Source organism: Paraburkholderia azotifigens, assembly GCF_007995085.1.
GTDB lineage: Bacteria > Pseudomonadota > Gammaproteobacteria > Burkholderiales > Burkholderiaceae > Paraburkholderia > Paraburkholderia azotifigens.
Genome location: NZ_VOQS01000003.1, coordinates 3,003,697 through 3,018,696 on the forward strand (window position 1 = coordinate 3,003,697; position 15,000 = coordinate 3,018,696).

The 15,000-nt window shown below is 59.3% G+C and carries 12 protein-coding genes and 2 pseudogenes; 3 read left to right on the plus strand and 11 right to left on the minus strand.

Going from position 1 to position 15,000, the window contains the following annotated elements:
• Positions 1-408 precede the first annotated feature (408 nt).
• A pseudogene (locus FRZ40_RS46220) lies at positions 409-1,349 on the minus strand (ATP-binding cassette domain-containing protein).
• A gap of 1,458 nt (positions 1,350-2,807) precedes the next feature.
• Here FRZ40_RS46220 and FRZ40_RS30700 point away from each other — a divergent pair.
• Positions 2,808-3,056: a hypothetical protein gene (locus FRZ40_RS30700; RefSeq protein WP_051446606.1), complete on the plus strand. Its 249-nt coding sequence runs from the start codon at positions 2,808-2,810 to the stop codon at positions 3,054-3,056.
• Between the two features lie 294 nt (positions 3,057-3,350).
• Here the strand turns inward: FRZ40_RS30700 and FRZ40_RS44170 are convergent, their stop codons facing one another.
• The 5 genes from FRZ40_RS44170 to FRZ40_RS30725 form a co-directional block, all read right to left on the minus strand.
• The gene (locus FRZ40_RS44170) at positions 3,351-3,587 is read right to left on the minus strand and encodes a hypothetical protein (RefSeq protein WP_028370119.1); all 237 of its coding nucleotides are present in this window, start codon (positions 3,585-3,587) and stop codon (positions 3,351-3,353) included.
• Positions 3,588-3,652: 65 nt separating this feature from the next.
• Positions 3,653-4,807, minus strand: coding sequence for a sensor histidine kinase (locus FRZ40_RS30710; protein WP_147236605.1), 1,155 nt, complete (start codon positions 4,805-4,807; stop codon positions 3,653-3,655).
• A 315-nt stretch (positions 4,808-5,122) separates the two neighbouring features.
• Positions 5,123-5,719: a dioxygenase family protein gene (locus FRZ40_RS30715; protein WP_240057329.1), complete on the minus strand. Its 597-nt coding sequence runs from the start codon at positions 5,717-5,719 to the stop codon at positions 5,123-5,125.
• 785 nt (positions 5,720-6,504) lie between these two features.
• On the minus strand, positions 6,505-7,461 hold the full coding sequence (locus FRZ40_RS30720) for a PDR/VanB family oxidoreductase (RefSeq protein ID WP_028370117.1): 957 nt from the start codon (positions 7,459-7,461) through the stop codon (positions 6,505-6,507).
• Between the two features lie 10 nt (positions 7,462-7,471).
• Positions 7,472-8,119 (minus strand): SRPBCC family protein, encoded by a 648-nt coding sequence (locus FRZ40_RS30725; RefSeq protein ID WP_158647045.1) that lies wholly within the window; start codon positions 8,117-8,119, stop codon positions 7,472-7,474.
• 81 nt (positions 8,120-8,200) lie between these two features.
• Between FRZ40_RS30725 and FRZ40_RS30730 the strand changes: the two genes are divergently transcribed.
• Complete coding sequence (locus FRZ40_RS30730) at positions 8,201-9,154, plus strand: IS5 family transposase (RefSeq protein WP_147233625.1); 954 nt, start codon at positions 8,201-8,203, stop codon at positions 9,152-9,154.
• Positions 9,155-9,259: 105 nt separating this feature from the next.
• Here the strand turns inward: FRZ40_RS30730 and FRZ40_RS30735 are convergent, their stop codons facing one another.
• The 5 genes and pseudogenes from FRZ40_RS30735 to FRZ40_RS30755 all read right to left on the minus strand — a co-directional run bounded on the left by FRZ40_RS30735 (position 9,260) and on the right by FRZ40_RS30755 (position 13,854).
• Positions 9,260-9,799, minus strand: coding sequence for an aromatic ring-hydroxylating oxygenase subunit alpha (locus FRZ40_RS30735; RefSeq protein ID WP_147236608.1), 540 nt, complete (start codon positions 9,797-9,799; stop codon positions 9,260-9,262).
• Between the two features lie 381 nt (positions 9,800-10,180).
• A complete protein-coding gene (gene argE / locus FRZ40_RS30740) occupies positions 10,181-11,356 on the minus strand; it encodes an acetylornithine deacetylase (RefSeq protein ID WP_147236609.1) in 1,176 nt (391 codons plus the stop codon).
• On the minus strand, positions 11,349-12,026 hold the full coding sequence (locus tag FRZ40_RS30745) for a DUF1028 domain-containing protein (RefSeq protein ID WP_147236610.1): 678 nt from the start codon (positions 12,024-12,026) through the stop codon (positions 11,349-11,351). Before FRZ40_RS30745 ends, argE begins: the two co-directional genes overlap by 8 nt.
• 10 nt (positions 12,027-12,036) lie before the next feature.
• Complete coding sequence (locus FRZ40_RS30750; RefSeq protein WP_147236611.1) at positions 12,037-12,474, minus strand: RidA family protein; 438 nt, start codon at positions 12,472-12,474, stop codon at positions 12,037-12,039.
• 31 nt (positions 12,475-12,505) lie between these two features.
• Positions 12,506-13,854: pseudogene (locus FRZ40_RS30755) on the minus strand (flavin-containing monooxygenase).
• 214 nt (positions 13,855-14,068) lie between these two features.
• Between FRZ40_RS30755 and FRZ40_RS30760 the strand changes: the two are divergent.
• Positions 14,069-14,995 carry a LysR family transcriptional regulator gene (locus FRZ40_RS30760; RefSeq protein WP_028370110.1) on the plus strand — a complete coding sequence of 309 codons (927 nt, stop codon included), beginning with the start codon at positions 14,069-14,071 and terminating at the stop codon, positions 14,993-14,995.
• Positions 14,996-15,000 lie beyond the last annotated feature (5 nt).

Below are 15,000 nucleotides of genomic sequence, written 5' to 3' on the forward strand. Positions count from 1 at the left end.
CCCAGGCTTATCGGACATGACACCGGACAGATAGACCGGCTCCTTGTCATCGCGCTGCGAAACGCGACGCTTCGGTATTCATGGCTCACGGAACGACGACCGACGAGCAGCACGCGATCGCGATTGAAGCGCCCTACGAATATCCGGCATTCGGAGCGTGGCGATTGCAGGCCAGTTTCGCACTGGCGGACACTGCAAGTCGCCGCTTAACTGGCGACATCCGAACGAAATCGCGTTGGACGCGTTTGTAGAGGCAGTGGGCAGTGCGCAGAACCGCGTGGGCAGCACGGTACCGTGGAAAAACCGCCAGGAAAGCAAAGCTGTTTCCCGGGCTATCCTTCGTTGGACTCGCAAAGAAATGCGATGTGGACGGCGCGGAATTTCGCTTGATTGCCAGTCCCGGCGCCATCAGTCATGCGCAGCCGCCAGGCGGCGCTCCTGGCGCTGCAGCACGTCGCGGTAAATCCCCGGCCTGCGTGCGAATTCCTGCGGCGAGCCATCGTCGACGAGCCGTCCGTGCTGGATCACGACAATGCGATCAAAGTTTTGCAACGTCGATAGCCGATGGGCGCCTCGTCAAGCAGCAGGACTGGTGCGTCTTTCAGGAACGCACGCGCAATGGCGATACGCTGTCGCTGTCCGCCTGAGAGCCATGTCCCACGCTCCTCCACCATCGTACGCAGGCCATCGGGCAACGAACGGATCAGATCGAGGCAACTCGCATGCTTGCAGGCCCGCAGCACTTCATCTTCCGTCGCCTTGGGGCGCCCGTAACGCAAATTGTCCAGCAGTGAACGGTTGAAAAGCGAGATGTCCTGGGGCACATCAGCGATCGCGTCATTCAGGCTCTTCCGGCTCACGTCGCACAGGCGCTATCGTGAAAATGGCATCTGCGGTCGCCGAAATGCGGCTTGACAGTGCGCCCGGCTGTACATTTAAAAAGTACCCGGCTGAGTGGCCGGTCAGGTAGCCGAACAGTTCGCGACGCACGTCCCCGTCACCGAGACGAACGTATGCACGCTTGCCCAGCCAGCGAGCCGCCAGAACAGATTGTCGGCAAACAGTAGCGCGACAATGATGAGAAACGCGTCTACGACCGCCGCGGGATGCGCTCGCCCGCCCGGGAGCGCATCAATCAGCGTTTTGATCGCGAACTGCGACCCCAGCGAACAACCGACGGCCGCGACGCCGCCGAGCAGAACCAGCGCATGACCTGCAGGGTGTTGGCCGACATACCGGAACAGCAACGCAACGGGCCTGCTCGCATAGCTGGCGAGTGCTTTCGCGCGCCGTCCTCGCGTGCGAGTCTTAGCCCCGTCCCCAGCAACCGATCTGCCTGGCGTGACCATTGGAGGCGTGCCCCCGATTTCCGTCTGAGCCCGAAAGGGAGCGTCAGGGAGCGTCGAAATGTACAAAACCCGAACGCAACGTTTCCTGACAGGTCATGCGCAAGCAGCTGCGCTTTTTTCACCTGTACGTGAAAGCAAGCGTTCGCGTTCGTTAGGGACGATGCGCGCCACGATGGCCCATCCGCAAGTTTATCGACAAGGCGCACGTCGCCTCCTCCGCAACGCAGTCGACCTTCCAGATTACGCCCGTGCAGATTCCGTTCCCGGCCCCTCTGCGTTGCCTTCGTTAATGCAACCATCGATAAATCGCTTTGCTTGTGAAAGGGCGGGCATCGATCGACATCGTCGAGAGCGTGCTTGGGCTTTCTCCATCAATGCTGTTGCGGTCAAACCGCCCGGCGCCCGATTTTGTCAGCAAGAGTTACTCAACCGACGCGGAGGTTCCCCTTAGATCAGAATATCTCGCGACGCGGATCTGCATTGCGCGTAGTATGAGTTCGTTGGCCGATCTTCGCCTCGCCTGGGAATGCTGGGTACTGCCGGCACAGATGCCTTCCCGAAGCGGCTCCAGGTCTGCGCTCCATTGGTCCGGGACAGCGGCCGGTTGCCATTAGCCTCCCTGAAATCCTGCCGCGTTTGCGCGGTGAAGCAGAGGTATCCATGGCAGATGGTATTTACGTGTACAAGGGCTGGAAGTTTGTCCACTTGTTTATCCGCATGTTCCCACGCGGCCAGGCTTTGCGCACGACTACGACGGGGGCTTCGATGCGGCCGTGCGGATCAGGGAGCCCGGTGAGGATGGCCTCGAGGCGAGAAGCCGCGTTTTTCGGCTCCACGTCGATACCCCCTTTTCAAGTGCCGGTGACGCAAGGCGCGCCTCAACCGCTTACGGAAAGCTATTAATCGACCGAAGCACTCAAGGTAGCGCCATCTGGGACGGCGATTAGCAAAGCGCGTCCTTTAGCGGCCGACTACTGTCCGCGTTACCCCCCCTGATCCGAAAAAGCGTGAAATGGTGTTTGACGACGCTTCCCGGCGCGCGTCAGGTCGAATGCACAACATCTTCCTCTGCAATGCACCTGTTTCGTGGGTCATAAATTCAAACAATTCGAACTACTTATCTTATGAGGTGTTATGTCTCGACTCGCCGATCTGATAATGCAGCATCACAGTGTGGAGACAGAAATCGCACTCCGCGAACTGGAACTGAACACTTGCCGACTTTCGATCGATGAGCAGACTGCGGCGGGTACGTCGGCAATCCCGCGTCTCGACACGCTCACATTTTTGGAAGCGCAACTGACTCAGTGGAAGATCAAACGCGAACGATTGGGTCTGGCGATCGCCCGATACGCTACCGGGCGGATGGTGAACGCATCGGGCGCAGGTCGACTCGGGCCGCGTACCCGCTGTCCAGGGCGCGCGGGCATCTCCATGACGTATCGGAAGGGGAAACACATGTACGATTGTTCTGAAGATTTCCATGTCGACCCTACCCCGCGTCGGGCCGACGGCGAATATATTGCCCACGCGAGAATCAGTTGCAGTAGCACCGATGGGCGCGAATACGATGTCCATCTGAGTGGTGACCTGGGCGGCTTCGATGCACGCGAAGATGCCGTCCGGTATGCCGCCAACTGGGCAACGGAATGGCTCAAGACTCACTGCGGCTCGCGTCAGCGGCTACCCGGCGATCACCGTCAATGACACGCATGGCGTCGAATGTCGATCGGGATGCCTGTGATGACTTCCCAGCCGCTCTCGACGCTAGCCCGGTATCTTGATCTTTCGCTCGACACTAGCGGCAGCGTCATCATGATGCAGAGGTGCAGTGACTTTTGCGCGATTTACATCGGCAATGCCATGGAAGATCAGGGGCATTGGGAGTACCGGGGCGCGATCGCCGCACTGATCGCGGGCGACATTCTCTCGCCCCGGTGGATGAGCATTCAAGTCTCACAGGCTGCATTCACGGACAGTGCTCGGTTCGCCCCTGGCTTCCTACGCTTCGTGCTTTTGCAGCCTCGAAATCGATGCTTCGATCAGCGCGCGGTGCTGCTCGAAGCTGAAAAGCACGGCTTGCATGAGTGAAAGCAGTTCCTCTGCCTGGCACGTATCGATGGCGATTTCCTGCATCTTCATGATGCTGGCCTCCTGCGCCTGGATCAGTTGCCTTGCTTGTGCAATGTGATGATCTGTGAGGGCAAGCGTTTGCCGCTCCGTTTCGATGCGGCTCATTTCATTCTCAGCTGGACTCGTTACCCGACTGTACGCGTCGCCGGAGCTCCTGGCAAACGTGGTGTTTAACGCCCCGCTCCATCTTGCCCGGAGCCTTGTTCCTGAGCTGGCGAACGCGGCAGGCGTACGGTGAAGCAGGTCGCACGTTGGGTCGACTCAACTCTGATCGTGCCCTGATGCGCGATGGCAATGCAACGGCAGATGTAAAGACCCAGGCCGATGCCCGCAGCGATGCCGGTGCGGTTGGGTAGACTGGCCCTCGTTAGCGGGTCGAACAGCGTTGGCAGCGCGTGCTCCGGAATCGGATTTCCTTCATTGGACACGACAAGGGCGATCTGTCCATCGTGACTTCCGGCTTCAATGACGACCTTGCCCGAACCATATCGGACCGCGTTCGTCAGCAGATTGACCACCAGCTGTCCGAGCCGGCTGCCGTCCCACCGGCCGCGCAGGTCACTCGTAAGGCGCAACTCGATACGCGCGTGAGGATAAGACGCGCGCACTTCATCGGCCGCGTCGCGGCAGATCCGCCCGATATCCTGCGACGTAAGATTAACCGGCAGCGTATCTCCCAGACGGGTGCGCGTAAATGTGAGCAGGTCGTCGATCATCTGTCTCATGCGCGTCGCGCCACGCTGGACGAAAGCGGCGGCTCTCACGCTGGCGGGCGACAGGTTGTCGTCGTTTAACAGCACTTCCCCGGAGTTCAGTATCGCGCTGAGCGGCGAGCGCAAGTCATGCGCCAATACGCCCGCAAAGAGGTCCCGGATGCGTTCGGTGCGATACGCGTAGTGCCGTACCGATTCGGCGAGCACCTGGTCAATCGCCTCGTTGAACCGGATCATTTCGATAAAAGCAGCGTCGCCCACGGGTGCCGTTTTCTGCCAGCGACGCAGCACCGTCGCGCGCAGCGCGCGAAACTCCGCGATCACATCGTTGATCCCGAATCCATGGGACAAACGATCCTCCGCGTGCCGATGCGCAACGTGGTTGAAGCTGGAACCCGGATCCTGCTTGTCGCCCCGCGACTTGATCTGCTGCTGCGCCGTACTCTGTACCTCGCGCATGTCGGCCGCGATTGCCGTCAGGATGTCGGCCGCCGAGTTGCGCAACTGGATTTCCGAGAGTTGGCTGTCGGGCTGGCTGAGCGTAAGCGCATAGTCGGTCCAGTCGTCGATCAGACCGGGCAAATCACCTTCAATGAAGTCGGCCAGGCTCATGCGTCTCTCCAGATATGAGGGGTGCTCATGTGCGAAAGCTCGTTGACCGCGCTGGACCGGCGGGCAGCCGTACGCCAATAACCAATCTGAACAATATCCCATTTCCCCGTATGGCAGATTCTCGTCAGACCGGGCGATGGACATCGCGCAGGTTGCCGGCCAGCGGGCCGCAAGGCCGCCCGCTTCTTGCCGCTGATGATTACCTTGCCGGTGCTGAAGCTATTACTGCATCCCTGACCGTTGCGGGATACGAGGCGATGTTCATGCTGGATGGAGCTTAACGCTCGATACGCGCCGGCTTCACAACCGCTCGCGCTACGTTAGCGCAAGGACGAAATCGAACCAGGCCGCCTTTCGCTTGCCGCCGTTGTCAATCGTCATCAATAGCCGGCGATCGAACAGAGGATCGCGAGCGTTGCGCTGCTCGGCAGGAAAGTACAGTTGGGTGATGAGGATCGGCCCGTTGGGCGGCTGCACCGTCACGTGGATGTGTCTTGTGCGTCCCGGATAAAGCCCCGGCACGATGGTCTCAAGGCGGTAGCGTCCCTCACTGTCGGCGAATTGATGGCCGCGTAGCCGGAACCCGTCGACGTCGTACTCGCCGCCGTCATCGGCGTGCCAGAAATCCAGCAAAGCCCCCGAAACCGCGCTGCATTGTGTCGAAGACACTCGTCCAGTCAGGACCATCTTCGTTCCATTGATGCCGGGTTCGAGCAGCGATACACGTTGCGGCGAGTGCGGCAGGAAAAACGGACCTGGCGTCTGCTGCCGTGTCGGTTCATGCTCGTCGGTGCAAGCGGGCGTAGCTGAAAGTGCGCCAGGCTGCCCATACGCACCTACGTGGGCCAATAGCAGCAACGTGGACGGCACTGCGGCAGACTTGCGAAGAAAATCGCGCCGACCCTGGCTCATATTTCGTGTCCGCATCTGAATAATCCTTGCGTTCCTCGCGCCGGCATCTGTAGCCGCAACGGCGGCCGCATGGCTGGATATCGGTTCGGCCCAGTGCGCGCAGCGCAGCCTACCGTTCCTATGCTGACCATGGTAAGCCGAAAATGGCCGTGTTGTCGGATGCCACAGAACATGCAAGCCGCACCGCGTCGCGCCGGTGAAACGCTGCTAGCTCAGCTGGTGAAAAATCAAAGGTGACGCGCCGCGCAAGAACGTGAGCCGTCAACGGCGTCGCTGATCGACCCAACTGGACCATGAAGGTCCGTTGTTTGACGGGAGCGGTCGCCTGAATGACGATGCGAACGCGCTGTCGAGTGGCAGCAGTTGGCCGCTTGTCGCCTCTCGGGGGCCGAAAACCAAGGCTTCGGGTCCAGACAGCAGGTCCTGGATTTCACATTGATATTTATCGGGGACAGCCCGCAAAGCCGCATGCAGCCTGGAGCGTTCAACCCGGAAATTTGCGCGGGAATCAAGAGGACCCTTGATGCGCAACACCCGCGTGTACCGCTTGGAAGTGTGCTATTACTGTGCAAATAATGCGCATGGAGGCTCGCCATGAGCGCTTCGCAAGTTCACCTCCGTCCGGACGGAGGTGCTAGTTTCGCCCCCATCCGGTGACTTCCGTTCACTGCGTGTGATCGTGCAACGCGTCGTCGTGACGCAACGTGCGTCGATCCACATGACGACGTGAGGTCCATCGGAATCCGTGTTACGGGACAAACGGTCTCAGATCAGAGCCCGAAGACTCAGCAATCGAGTACCAGACGACCCCGTTTGCAACCGGATACACATACCATCATCGAGCTGCCACTCTTTCGTTCGGCCTCGCTCAGCACACTGTCCCGATGATCGATTTCGCCTTCAAGGACGGTCATCTCGCAAGTGCCGCAAAATCCCTGTTGGCAGTTGAAAGGAGCATCGATACCGGCTGCAACGAGTGCATCAAGTAGGCGCGTGCCAGGCTCAACATGGATGGTTTTCCCACTTCGCGCAAGCTGTACGTCATAACCCGGCACGGTCTCGGCTTCAGGGCCAACGGGAGCGGCGGAAAATCGTTCAATATGGGCGTGACGATAGCCATGTTTATTGCACGTCTGCTCAAATGCGCTCAACATCGGTGATGGGCCGCAACAGTAGTAGCGCGTGTCGACTCCGCGTCCAGCAATGAATGCATCCAGATCTGGCGGGCCGCTCTTCTCGACATCGAAATGCAGTGTGAGCGGAATGCCAAGTGCCTGAATCGGGCGAAGCCACGCGGCATGTTCCCGTGAACGGCAGCAGTAAAGCATCTCGACGTGCTTGCCGAGGAACACGAGTCGCTGCACCATGCTGTAGATCGCCGTGATACCAATACCGCCTGCAATGAGGACGAACTCATCCCCGGTCTCGTCGAGCGGAAAGTTGTTGCGTGGAGGCGTAATGGTCAAATGGTCTCCGACACGCAACTGCTCGTGAATGAATGCAGAGCCACCCCGGCTTTCGCGCGCGCGTAGCACGCCGAGCACATAGCGCCGGATGTTATCCGATGAGTTCACAAGCGAGTAACTGCGCACGATTCCGTTAGGCAGATCCAGGCAGATGTGCGCACCAGCATCGAACGCTGGCAGGCTATCGGAATCAGCGGGACGCAGTTCAATGCTCAGCGTGTCACTTGCTTCGAGCGTCAGCTTGTCGACTACGACATGAAGGGTGGCGGGATGCATATTTTCACTTTCAGACGCAGATACGACGTGCGACGTAGCTATAAAAATCGCGCAAGGTGCCCTCAAGATCTTCCGGTGCTAGGGGCCCTGGTGTGTAAAAGCTAGAGCCGAGACCTATCTGCAGTCTCTCCAGCTTCACCTTGTCTTCGGCATTGAACGCATCAGCGAACGCGACATATTCTTTCAGGTCTTCCTCGCTCGGCGACTTCTCGTAACCGGCGATACCCCAGCGGATTGCCACGCTGCCTGTCGACGCCGGCCGGAGGAGTAGGTAGATGGTCTGATGAGGCATATACGTGACAACCAGATTCGGAAAGACACTGAAAATAAGGCTATGTCGGCGCTCTGTTTCAGTTAGATCGGGGTGAAACGGTTCGCGCTGAGGTGAATCAGGCGTGTAGTGAGATCTATACGCTGAGAAATAACCGTTGCCAGTCACGTGCTCGCTAAGCTCGCTCGGCGAGCGCGGACGGAGTGTGGTTGGATGCGTTGCGTTCAGGTGATAGCCTTCCATGAAATTCTCAGCAAGGCATTTCCAGTTGGTTTGCCACACTTCTTCGCGTGTGTAATAGAGTTCCTGTTCTTCGTGATGGTAATTGCGAATGAGCGGTTCAAGCGGTTCAAGGGATTGCTTGAGCGGCGCAGCGGCACCATCCAAGTTAAGGAATCTCTGCAAAAGTCCTGGCATTGACGTGAGCTTGGACTATCCTGGGATCAGGAGACTTCATGGAGTGGCGTGATGACACAACTTGGTCTTGGTCTGGATCTGTCGACGAAGCGCACCCGCAAGCGCGAGTTTCTCGATGAGATGACGCGCGTGGTGCCGTGGCAGAAGCTGATTGCGCTCATCGAACCGCACTATCCGAAAGGCAAGACTGGCCGCCCGCCTTTTCCGATCCAGACGATGCTTCGCATTCACTTCATGCAACAATGGTTCAGCCTCTCGGACCCGGCGATGGAGGAGGCGCTGCACGACATCCCGCTGTACCGGGAGTTCGCGCTGCTGGGCACGGGCATGACGCGGCTGCCTGACGAGAGCACGATCCTGCGATTCCGGCACCTGCTTGAGGCCCATGAGCTGTCGGCCAGAATGCTGGCGACGGTCAACGAGATCCTGCAGGCGAAGGGCCTGATGCTCAAGGTGGGCTCGGCGGTCGACGCAACGCTGATTTCGGCACCCAGTTCGACGAAGAAGGCTGGCACGCGAGACCCCGAGATGAGCCAGACGCAAAAGGGCGGCAGCTGGTACTTCGGTATGAAGGCGCACATCGGAGTCGATGTGGAGTCGGGGCTCGTGCATACCGTCAAGTGCACGCCGGCAAATGTTCACGACATCACGGTGGCGCATGAACTGTTGCACGGCGACGAGCAGGTTGCGTTTGCCGATGCGGGCTACGTGGGCATCGAGAAGCGAGGCGAAACGGGTGCCGTCCAGTGGCACGTGGCGATGAGGCCGAGCAAGCGAAGAAAGCTGGACAAAAGCAAGCGGCTGGACAGAATCTACGAGAAAGTCGAGCGGCTCAAGGCGGGCGTGCGGGCGAAGGTTGAGCACCCGTTTCGGGTGCTCAAATGTCAGTTCGGCTATCTGAAGGCGCGGTATCGGGGACTGGCGAAAAACACGGCGCAGATCGAAACGCAGTTCGCGCTGATCAATCTCTGGCTGGCTCGCGGGGTGCTCGGTAAAGCGAAATGAAGGGTGAAGACGCCCCCAAAGGCGCAGCGTCCATGCGCAAGATGCGACCGGCATCGGTTCAACACAGCGTGAATGAGGACGCGAATTCCACTCCGCGCGTGCCAGTTAGAGATCCCAGGCAGAAAACGGGTTGTTCAGACCTTCCTTAACAAAAATGAAGTTTTGCCAGACGGTCGTCGCAATAATTGGCAACGCACAGTTGGCCGTATCGAGCGCCTTGACCTCCTGCATGAGCGGTGCGCGCTTGAGTTTTCCATCGAGGTCATAGCTCCACGCGTGATAGCCGCAGACGTGGGCTCGAGCATTGCCGCGACCAGTCGCGACAAGATTGCCGCGATGCCTGCAAACGTTCGAAAGAACGCGAATATCTCCCTGCGAGGTACGCTGCACGAGAAGCGGTTCACCGATCATTTCCGTGGTGAAGTAATCGCCATTATTGGGGATTTCGCCTACATGTCCCACGCATGCCCAGCCGCTCCGAAAAAGTCGATCCTTCTCCAACTTGGCAAAGGTCTCAGAGGTGTAGAACGCGCCCGGCATGGACAAGACAGCACGTTCCCGAGTCGATACCAACGACGAAAGCGTTTGAAGTAACTCGTCATCATGTTGCGAATTGGTCGTTGTGGCATTGACGAACGTGGACATGAACTAGACTCCTGGTCGCATTTCGGCGTTAGTTGGCCTTGCAGCGGGCTAATGGTGGACAAACGAACGGACGCGGGCATGATCCACAAAGAATAAGCGGGCGTGAAAGCGATGTGTCTCACTAGCCATCCTTCTTGGGGCTGCCAACACATAAAACTTAACGTGTTAATTTGTTGACGTAGACATTATTTTGCGATGTATCTCCAAGTTTTAGGCTATGCAGCGAAGCTGCAGCGCGATTCTTCCTTTGTGCGAGCTGTTGGGCGAAAAACCGACCGAAACCAACGGATCGCGCGCGACCGGCCTGGTGACACCACGTCCTCGCAGACGCCAGGGGAGTACCGCTCAGCGTGATACGGACTAGCGCATACCGTCATGACCTCACCCCATTGCCGCCATTGGTCTGGCGGCGTATCTCGCGACGCGCTCCATCATCGAATCGCAGCCGTGAAGTTGCCCGATCGTCAAATATTCGTCAGGTTTGTGGCCTTGATCCATGCTGCCCGGGCCACAAACGACGGTGGGAATGCCGGCATGATTGAACAGTCCCCCTTCGGTTCCGAACGCGACCGTACCGAACGCTTCCGAGCCGCAAAGCACCGAGAGAATTCGGGCCGCCTCGCTGTCGGGCGGGGTCGCGAGTCCTGGATATGCGGATAGCGGTTCAAGAAGGATGTCTACATCAGATTTCACGGCGCGCATCTTCGGCAGCAATTCGGTCCGCGCGTACGTTTGCAAATCGTCGGCAATCTCGTTCGCGTCGAAGCCCGGCAGCCCGCGCACCTCGAAATCGAATTCGCATTCGGCCGGCACGATGTTGAGCGCGCGGCCGCCCTTGATGACGCCCGTTTGCACGGTCGAATATGGCGGGTCGAAACGCTCGTCGTGATGCTCGGGTTGCGCCAGGCGCTCACCGATTTCTTCCAGACGATTGATCAGGCGGGCCGCGTACTGAATGGCGTTCACGCCATACGGTGCATATGCTGAGTGACAAGGCGCGCCTTTCACCTGACAGCGCATTGCGAGTTTGCCCTTATGGCCCAGCACGGGTTTCAATTCGGTCGGCTCGCCAATGAGGCACAACTGAGGTTTGTGCGTCCGCTTCTCCAGTTCCGCGAGCATCGGCCGTACGCCGAGGCATCCGACTTCTTCGTCGTAGGAGAACGCGAGATGCACCGGCATCTTCAATGAGCTTCCGGTGAACATCGGCACTGCCGCGAGCACGGATGCGAGAAAACCCTTCATGTCGGCTGTGCCGCGTCCGTAGAGCCGCCCTTCCTTCTCGCTGAGCGTGAACGGATCGACGGTCCAGGCCTGTCCGTCGACGGGCACGACATCCGTATGGCCCGACAGCACGATGCCGCCGCGATCTCGCGGCCCTATGGTCGCGAACAGATTCGCCTTCGTGCGTTCCGCGTTGTAGAACAGCTCACACTCGACGTCGAGGTTCGCGAGGTAATCGCGTATGAACTCGATCAGCGTCAGATTCGAATCGCGGCTAACCGTCGCGAATTCGATCAGCCGTTTGAGCAGATCGCGGCTCGTATGCTCACTCATCGCCCGGCACCCCGTAACTCGGCGCAGCCGTCGGGTTCAGCGCGCGCGTGACGTAGTCGCGCATCTGCGGCTCGTACGCGCGCCAGAGTCCATCGAGCTTGCCGATGGGATCGTCGTCGGCCCAGTCGACACGCAGATCGACGAGCGACCAGCTCTGCTCGCCCGCGATCTTCAGCGCGGCCGAATGCACCGGCCCCGCTTCGCCGCCGGCCGTGATCGCCGCATGCATTGCCGCGAGCAGACGATCGGCGAGTTGCCCCGGCGCGTTCTCGAACGCCGGGATCATCGCCTCGATCACGTGGATGCCCGCGAGCATGTTGCCCGCCGCGACACATTGCGCGCCCGCCACGGCATGATAGGTGCCGAGCGCCTGTTTGCCGCTGAAAAACGCAGTGCGACCTTGCGCATCGACCACCGTCACCTGCCGGTATTCGCTCCATTCGTTCAAGGCCAGTGCGCGATCGAGGGCGGCGGCGGGATCGGCCTTCGCGCTTTGCATGTGATCCAGAATCTGCGGACCGAGCGCGGGCAGCGTAACGTTTTGCGTCGCGACCACGCCGACGCCCGCGCGCACCCATGGACAGCGCGCGCCCACCGCGATGCTCGATGAACTGATCGCGATGCCGAGCTGCCCGGTCCTGTCGCAACGTCCGACGATAGAGAATGTCATGTGACCTCCGTTATTCGTTCGGCGGCGTCCATCCGTCGGGGATGACGGCGATCACGTCGATCTCCATCAGCCATTCCGGCTGACCGAGCGCGACGACCGTGAGTCCCGTCGAGATCGGAAACACGCCCTTCAGCCACTTGCCGACTTCTCGGTACACCGGCTCACGAAACCGCACATCGGTGAGATACGTGGTCGTCTTGACGATGTGCGAGAGATCGCTGCCCGCTTCTTCGAGCAACTGCTTTACATTCTTCATTGCCTGCTCTGCCTGCGCGCGCGGATCACCGAGACCGACGAGATTGCCATCGAAGTCCGTGCCTATTTGACCGCGCACATACACGGTATTGCCTGCTCGCACAGCCTGGCAGAGATCGTTGTCGAGCGATTGATTCGGGTACGTATCCTTCGTGTTGAACATGCGGATACGGGTATGCGTGGGTTGGCTCATCGAAGTACCTTGATGCTGAATTAGTTGAAAATCAGTTGACGCCCATCTCGCTCACCGTGTGGATGCGCGATGCGCCGGCTACGCCCTCGACGCTTTCCACGCGCTTCTGGTCCACGTGACGATGCGGCTCGTCGTAATAAGCGTGGTACTTTCGCTGCGTGGTGATGTGATCGGCGATGTGCTTCGCGTCGTGCCACACACCCCAGATGAACGAGGAGCCGCGGCGCGAGAGCCACGGCAGGCCGAGGAAGTAGATGCCTGGTTCCTTCGCGACACCACGCTGATGTTTCGGCTTGCCCTTTTCATCGAAAGCATCGACTTGCAGCCACGTGAAATCGACGGCATAACCCGTCGCCCAGATGATCGACGTCACGCCTTCCTTCGCCAGATCGAGCTCATAAAGCGGATGCTTCATGCATTCCGGATCAGCGGGAATGATCCGCGCTTCCGGCTCTTCAGGAAGATCGAGGCCGTTGCGTTCGACATAAGCGTCAGCTGCGTCGAGTAGCGACAGGTAGTTCTCGTCGCCGCGACGAACGTTATCGGCGAGATCGTGCTCGAACGTGACGACTGTATCGTCGAACGATTTCGTCAGACCGACGAGCGTGATGCCCTGATGCGCCAGACGCCTGAAGTCGATCGTATGGCCGCCGCGCGCGCCACTCACCGCGATCGTCACGTGCTCGCGACCAGGTTTCATCACTTCTGCGTCCCATTCGCCCAGCACGCCGAGCCACCAGCAGAAGTCGCGTCCACGATAGCCACGCGGCGGACGATCGTGCGCGCCGACCGACAGATACACCCGCCGCCCCGCTCGCTGCAATTCATCGGCGATCTGCACGCCCGACGATCCCGCACCAACCACCAGCACGCCGCCTTCGGGCAATTGCTGCGGATTGCGATAGTCGGCGGAATGAACCTGCGTGAGCACCGTACTTTTCGGCGCGATCGGTGGAATGACAGGACGCTGGAACGGCCCGGTTGCCACCACCACGCGATTCGCTTCGATCGTTCCTTCAGACGTATCGACTGTAAAACCGGGCCGTCCGACATTGCGCACGACCCTCTTGACTTCGACGCCGGTGCGAATCGGTGCGTCGAACTTTTTGCATAGGCGACAAAGTAGTCGGCGACCTGCTCCTTACCCGCAAAGCCATCGGGATTCACATCGGCGAATTCGAGATTCGGAAACCGGTCGTGCCATGCCGGTCCGTTGGCAACCAGAGAGTCCCACCGACCGGTGCGCCAGCGCTCGGCGATGCGATCGCGCTCCAGCACGATATGCGGGATGTCGAGCCTGGTCAGGTGTTCGCTCATGGCGACGCCTGCTTGCCCGGCGCCCACAACGAGCGTGTCAGTTGCCTTTATTTCGACTGTCATGGCTGAGTCCTTCGAAGAGCGGAGTTCGGTTGTTCCCGTCAGCAGCTTGTAGCCTTCAGGCACGGTGTTGATCTTTCGGATAGCAATCTACGCCCGCTCTCAGAATCCGAAAAATATATTAAACAATTGCAAAGCATCGGATTATGCTATGCAGTCATCTTTGGTCGCTTCACAGTGCGATGCGTCCGACAATGTCAACCGGGAGTAGAAACCCATGGAAAATCAGCCGCTGCGTTATTCGCTGCGCCAGTTGCGATACTTTGTTGTGACCGCAGAAGTGCTGTCTTTTACGGCTGCTGCAAGACGCCTGCACATTTCCCAGCCGTCCATTTCGACCGCGCTGGCTGACCTCGAGATCTCGTTCGGTGTGCAATTGTTCATCCGGCATCATGCAAGCGGCCTGTCGCTGACTCAGGCGGGGCGCGATCTGCTCGGACAGGCGCGCAATCTCCTGAAGATCGCCGAGGAATTCCAGATGACCGCCACCGAGATGGATGGCGGCATGACGGGATCGATCGCGCTTGGCTGTCTTGTCTCTCTGGCTCCGCCCCTGATGCCAGGATTGATCAGCCGTTTTACGAGCGAGCACGGTGGAATCAGCTTTCGCACCATCGAGGCGCATCAGGATGAGCTATTGAACGGCCTGCATGACGGTTCGCTCGACATCGCGCTCACCTACAGTCTCGACCTGTCCGAGGACATTGCCTTTACGCCGCTACTTTCCCTGCCGCCGTACGCGATACTGCCTGCGACGCACAGATTGGCGCGCGCGCGAAAGGTGTCGCTGCAGGATCTGATAGACGAACCGTACGTGATGCTGGACCTGCCGCACAGCCGGGAGTACTTTGCCGCGCTCTTCGATGTCGTTGGAGCCCGGCCTGTTCCCGCTTTTCGATCTTCGCAACCGGAAGTCGTACGTGGGATGGTCGCGAACGGGCTTGGCTACAGCATCCTGAACTTTCCGCTGAATTCGACGCAAACCGTCGACGGCGGCGAGTTCGTGATCAAGCAGTTTAGGGACAACGTCAACGCGACGACGCTTGGAATCGCCCAATCGAAAACGATGAAGCCGCGGCAACTGGTGTCTCGATTCTCTACCTTTAGCGAAAGCTATATACGCCGTCTGAGGCTCGACACGTAACCGGC